Genomic DNA, 5628 nt, shown 5'->3' on the forward strand with positions numbered 1-5628 from the left:
GTTCCTTCCCTGGAGGCTTCCGGACGCCGGCCTCGAGCCACGCCATCTCAGTAGACGGCCGGCATCCGAAACCCATCACAGGAGCCGCCATTTGGCCGAAGTAGGTTCAACGTCAGCTAACGACTCAAAGGCCGACATTTGCACGCGCCATAGTTCCGCTTCGCGAACACGGTCGACGCCAGTCGACCGACTGGCGATGAGCCAGTTCGGCGGGGGTTAGCCGCACAAGCTTGTAGGGGTCGATCGATGCAGTCGCCAGGCCAGCAAGGTGGAGGGTCGCACCGCTGACCATCACCAGCGCATCGACGCCTGCGCCATTCTCCCTCTTGCCAGCCTGCTCGACGTGGCGGGCGAAATTTACCTCCGAGCCGACCAGAAAGGAGAAATCCCACTGGCGATCGTTGACGAACATCACCTCGCCGGAGTGTAAGCCGATCCTGATGCGGCGCGACAGGGAGCCCATTGAACGCTTCCAAGCGTTGCCGAGCGAGATTTCCGGTACCAGTTCCGCGACGGCGGCCAGCGCCTTTAGCGCCGTTTCGCTGGGCGTCATTTCGCTCCCCAGCCAGAGAGCTAGCACGCCGTCGCCTGTAAAGTTTTGAACGATCCCCCCATTGGCCACCACGACCTGGCGGGTCAACGTGAAGTGCTCGATCATGAACCGCGTGGTTTCGACCAGGCCAAGCGCGCTCGCCAAGCCGGTCGAGTCCTCCACGTCGGTAAACATGATCGTGGCGATGGCGCGCTGGAATTTCGTTTCACCCATGCCGAATGACGGGAGCACGCGGTCAGTCTGTGGATTCGTATAGGCAGTGATCGGATGCATTGGAGTCCGGCCCCCGAGCGGTTTCAAATGTCGCTCGAATATGACTGGACGGCGTAGGCGGATCGTAAGCCCGCCGTGGCGGGCACGTCAGAATTACGTCAGAAATCCATTCGGGCCCGGCTTTGGCGGCTTGCAGCCGACCTTTTAGTCAAAATTCGGCGGGACCCTCAGCTCAGCAACTTACGGAGGTCAAGCAGCCCCGCTCCAAACTGCTGATCGAACGAAGGCACCCTTCTCTCGCAATTAGGGCTGTCCGGTAGAATCGGAACGTCAGCTTTTTCAAGCCAAGGCCATGAAACCTCCTTTGCGCCTGACTGGGTCATCTTCGCCTTAACCTCTATGCCGTTGAGCGGCCTACCGGTGGAGCGATGTTTCGACTGCAACAAAGCGGCTGCTCCCGCGACGATGGCCGAGGCTGCAGATGTTCCGCCAAATACTGTGTAGAGCCCGGCGCGGTCTCTGCTTTCGACGCGCGGTGGCTGGATCCCTTCCAGCTGTCCGCCGGAATAGCCGTGGTGGCCCGGGATGTCCGTGGTGAGCACGCCCTGCGGCGCGTATTCAACGTGGGGGAGCTTCTCGTAGATCTCGAAATTGTGGTCACGTGAACGCAGCGACTCACGGTCCAGTCGTATTTGGCAGCGCGTACACACCTCCTGGTCGTCGGACGGCGCGGAAATGGTGACGGAATTGTCGGTCGGATCGCCGCTGTAGTTGGAATATGCTGAACGTCTCGCCCGATAAGTGGCGGCCGCCACCCCAACCACGCCATTGCTTTCGCCGGCCTTGCTCGCCGGGTAAATCAGATGGTCGTAGCCATCGTTGCCGGCTGCGCAGATGATGGGGATTTCCTCGCTGATCGCCTCGAAAAGCGTCTCGAAATAATCCCAAATTGGCTTTGCCTGTTCGACCGAAGTATATCTGCTGTCGCCATATCCAGGATAGGAACGGTGCGCTCGCCATGGATCGGGTACTTCCCGGGGAAAGTGTATGACTGAAACCTTCTGGTCGCGGGCATAGAGGAACGCCAGAATGAGCTGCGCTGCGTCGGGCCGTGCTGAAATCTCGATCGGCAGGAGTTCAGCGCCTGGGGCGACCCCCCAATAAGGTATTGCGCCTTCACCGTTGCTAAATTGCCTCAACTTCGCGGGCGGGGCCGCAGGGGCGCCGACCATCAGCCCAGCGCAGGCGGTCCCGTGCGCTGAGTAGCGCATACGCGAGGTCTCAGCAGTCTCCTGAATTGAGCCGCGCCCATCCTTCAGTGCTCGAAGCAGCGATTTCTGAACCTCGACTTCCTGCGCATTGTTCCTCGATTTGATCAGGCTTGCCGCCCACGCCCAGGTATCGTCGCCCACAAAGCTCTTGCTCTGCTTTTTTTCCGGCCCTCGCAAGACGAGCGGTTGCTGCTTGTGTGTGACGTAACTCAACCCGAAAGGGTGAGCGGCGAAGCTGACCGCAGAAAGAATACGAGGCTCGAGATTGGGATGGCTTGAGTTCACCCCCGTATCGATCTGGGCAATGACCTCTCCGTAACCGGGCTTGTCAGTACCCAACAAATCCCAGGCGTCGGCCTCCAGCAGGTATGCGGCCTCGTGCGGCAACCGCGCTTCAGGGATGCGCGGACGATCGCGTAAGGCGCCGATTGCGATCAGGTGCCACAGGTAGTGATACCAGTCATAACAAAGATGGCCTTCGCCCTTCTTGATGTCGTCCATCATGGCACCCACCTACCATTCGCTCTGGGCGCGTCGGATCGTTTCATCCATCGCGTCCACCAAGTACGGAGAAATGCGCGCAGCCAGTTCCTCGCCGGCATCGGTGTCGCTGGCGTAGTGCAGCCCGGCCCATTCCCTGTTCTCGGCCACCCGGCGGGCGCGCTCATAAACCGCGGTTACGCCGGCGTGCTCGGGCAGCATCCGTTGCAGAACGTTCGCCACTGCAAATGACTGAAATGAATGGTTGGACGGGTAGGAAGCGTGCGAAGGAACCGGAAGCGCCGGCCGCAGCCTCGGCTCAATGATGTTGGGCCGTGGCCGATTGAAGCGATCTTTGTAGTTGAGCCCGATCTCCTCCGTGAGTTCGAGGATCGCAACGATCAATGCGCATGTCCCCTCGAAGCCCGCGAGAGTGTCTATTCCGAGCGGCGCCGTGTAGTCCAAAATCCCGAACGATGCCTGGCGGACGATCTCCTCGCGCCGCAGCGGGTCACCTTCCCTCCTCTTCTGCAGATCGATAAGCGCTTCTGTCTCCCTGAGGCTCTCTGAAGGTCCGGGCGGGGGATCGATAAGAATGTCCTCCCAGATCGCACCGAGATATTTGTTGGCGACGCTTAGTCCGATCCTGTGCAAGGCACGCTTGTCGTGCCACGCCGGCAAAGCCTCCTCGCCAGTTTCGAAAGCCGTTTGCCCCCTGCCGCGTCCCCGTCCTCGTCCGCGCCCTCTGCCCCTGCCCCGACCTCGACCTGCGCTCGGCCCCGCCAGGAAGGCTGGCGAAAGGCGCATGGCACCCTCCACAGGGTCATCAGAAATCGTTATCACGATCTGCTCTTCTTGAATCGACAGAACGCTGCTCTTGGTCATCATAGACGCGAAAGGATGCAGTTTTTCGCCGCCTCTATTTTTGATGTATTCCTCAAGAGATTTTTCAGGACTTGCGTCACCCAATATCAGCGGATATTGCCTTATGGCCGATCCACTTACTAAGAATCGGGCGCTAAACAACTTGTTATTGAGATCAATTGTCGACATCATGTCCACCCCTCAACTAAAGCTTCTAAATTTGATCCGCGCCAACTGGTGGTCGGAGCCTCGACGTAACGCCTGCGGTGCGCAGCGCTAGGGTGCGTACCTTGGCAGCGTTATCCGCGACAACCCGCTCTTGATAACCGAAACTCCGAGTACGCCTGCAATTGGATAATTCTCCTCCGAAAGCAGCTCGAGCGAGAAATCCGGCTCCCAGGCGCGCAAGCGTTCGATAGTTCGAACTGCCTCCACAGTCTGCCCCAAATGCCCGTGGCAGGCAGCCGAGTATCTCAAAGCGGGTAGGTATGTGGGTTGCTGCGCAAGGACACGCTCGCCGTGACGTATCCCCTCCTCGAAGCGCCCGTTCAGAGTTGCCAAGATGCAGCACGTGGTATCGATGCAGTAACGATACAGGGGAGGCCCGCCCAGTGCACGTGCGCGCATCGCATCCTCATAGCCACGCTTCACTTCGCCGAGATAGCCGAGCGTCAAGGCACGCATGTCCCAGCAAATGGCTTGTAGCGGGTTAGCGGCTATCGCTCGATCGGCGAGTTCCAGTGCCTGTGCGTATTCACGAAAGACGAACGAATGGGCATGAGCGGCCAACGCCAGGGTGATAGGATTGAAGGGGGCCACTTCGACGGCGCGACTGGCGCATTCCCGAACCTGATCGTGAAAGGTGCCCGAGCGGCCGACCCGTCTCTCGCCAAAGCGGGTGACAAACACAAACAGCTGCCACCCCAGATACGTGCTACGCGGGTCGAGCTCATATGCTTCGGCGAGCATGCGCTCCGCCGAATCCAGGTCCGTATCGCGCATGCGGAATACCTGTCGCAGCGCTGTCAATGCAAGCCGACACGCCCGGTGTCGGGGCTCGTCGCGGATGGACTTAGGATCGAGAACGAATTCGAGGATCGAAAACACGATCTGATTGACCAACGACATCAGCTTCAGGCTCGCCGGGCCAGTCAGGTCGGCCGGCTCGAGAAAATCCGTATGCGACCACAAGAGCCGGCTGTCACCGGGCGCAATTAATGCAAATGTCAGGCCCACTCTGTCGCCCACCACCGTTGCCCTGGTTTGCAACAGCCAGTCTGGCAGCGCAGTGTCAGGCGCTTGGGTCAGCGGTCCCTGCGCTTGAAAATCCACGACGTCGACCACTTCGAAATTCAGGATCGATCGAACCACCAGATCCAGGACAAGGTCGCTGACGGCCCTGTTAGCGGAGCCCTCCGTCCACCTGGCATCGCGAACCAGGCCCAAGCATAGCCGCGACGAATTCAGAAGTGAGGCGCTTCGCTGTCCGGACAACTGATCTGCCGCGGCAACAGGAAAGACGTTTGCTGGCACTGTGCGAGGCCGGGGCCATTGGCTTCTTTGCTCACGAAGCCAATCCTCGAACTCTGGATCGCGGATATCGAGGCCCTCAAGCAGATCACGCGTGGCAGAGCCTTCGGGTGGATCGTTCAAATCGATGCCGATCGAAGCGACGTCGAGTCGAACCACATCACGATCGGTCGAGATTAGATCAATGCCGGCGCTGCGGAGCGACTTCCGAACCTCGGACAGCTCCTGCCGCAAGCTTGCTGCACCCTGCTCCTCGCCGCGAGTGCTCCAGAGCTTGCTTTGCAGCCATTTTCGGCTCCGCGTACCGTTGGGTGCCAGGGCGAGCATGGCCAAGAGCGCTTTAGACCGTCTGCCATGCGGCGTGACGTCCGCGCCATCCGCGCTCTCAATCGCGAATGGCCCAATCAATCTAAGGAAAGGACGGCAATCCGAGTACACTAGCGGCCCCTCGCGTCCCCGCACCCTAATATAGCATCCACTAATATAAGTCTATCTGCAATTCTCGGCTTCCGTGAGGTCAAACCTACACGTGGCAAAGGATTCGCGATAGTGTGCCGAAGGTTCGGCAAAAAGTTTTGGAGAGAGAACGGCGCTTGCTCTGAGGGGCGAGCGGCCATGGCACGGTGGTGACGTTGCGATCACCGATTCCCGTGGAAGGGGAAGTGCCATGACCAATCGAGACGTTAGACTGAGCAGAGGCGAGTTGAAAGCGTTGCT

The 5628-nt window shown here is 59.6% G+C and carries 4 protein-coding genes; all 4 read right to left on the bottom strand.

Annotated features, from left to right (window positions below; translation table 11 throughout):
- Positions 1–124: 124 nt before the first annotated feature.
- Positions 125–826, bottom strand: a complete 702-nt coding sequence (locus NKJ32_RS34890) for an adenylate/guanylate cyclase domain-containing protein (protein WP_352830452.1) — start codon at positions 824–826, stop codon at positions 125–127.
- A 167-nt stretch (positions 827–993) separates the two neighbouring features.
- On the bottom strand, positions 994–2541 hold the full coding sequence (locus NKJ32_RS34895; protein ID WP_352830454.1) for a S8 family peptidase: 1548 nt from the start codon (positions 2539–2541) through the stop codon (positions 994–996).
- A gap of 9 nt (positions 2542–2550) precedes the next feature.
- Positions 2551–3573 carry a phosphatase PAP2 family protein gene (locus tag NKJ32_RS34900; RefSeq protein WP_352449905.1) on the bottom strand — a complete coding sequence of 341 codons (1023 nt, stop codon included), beginning with the start codon at positions 3571–3573 and terminating at the stop codon, positions 2551–2553.
- Between the two features lie 84 nt (positions 3574–3657).
- A complete protein-coding gene (locus NKJ32_RS34905; protein ID WP_352830456.1) occupies positions 3658–5238 on the bottom strand; it encodes a hypothetical protein in 1581 nt (526 codons plus the stop codon).
- Positions 5239–5628: the final 390 nt, after the last annotated feature.

Origin of the sequence: Mesorhizobium sp. M0159 (assembly GCF_040322295.1) — a bacterium.
Lineage (GTDB): Bacteria > Pseudomonadota > Alphaproteobacteria > Rhizobiales > Rhizobiaceae > Mesorhizobium.

Coding starts and splice junctions, on each gene's coding strand:
- NKJ32_RS34895 (WP_352830454.1), bottom strand. CDS start 2,541: ATGATGGACGACATCAAGAAGGGCGAAGGCCATCTTTGTTATGACTGG.
- NKJ32_RS34890 (WP_352830452.1), bottom strand. CDS start 826: ATGCATCCGATCACTGCCTATACGAATCCACAGACTGACCGCGTGCTC.
- NKJ32_RS34905 (WP_352830456.1), bottom strand. CDS start 5,238: ATGCTCGCCCTGGCACCCAACGGTACGCGGAGCCGAAAATGGCTGCAA.
- NKJ32_RS34900 (WP_352449905.1), bottom strand. CDS start 3,573: ATGATGTCGACAATTGATCTCAATAACAAGTTGTTTAGCGCCCGATTC.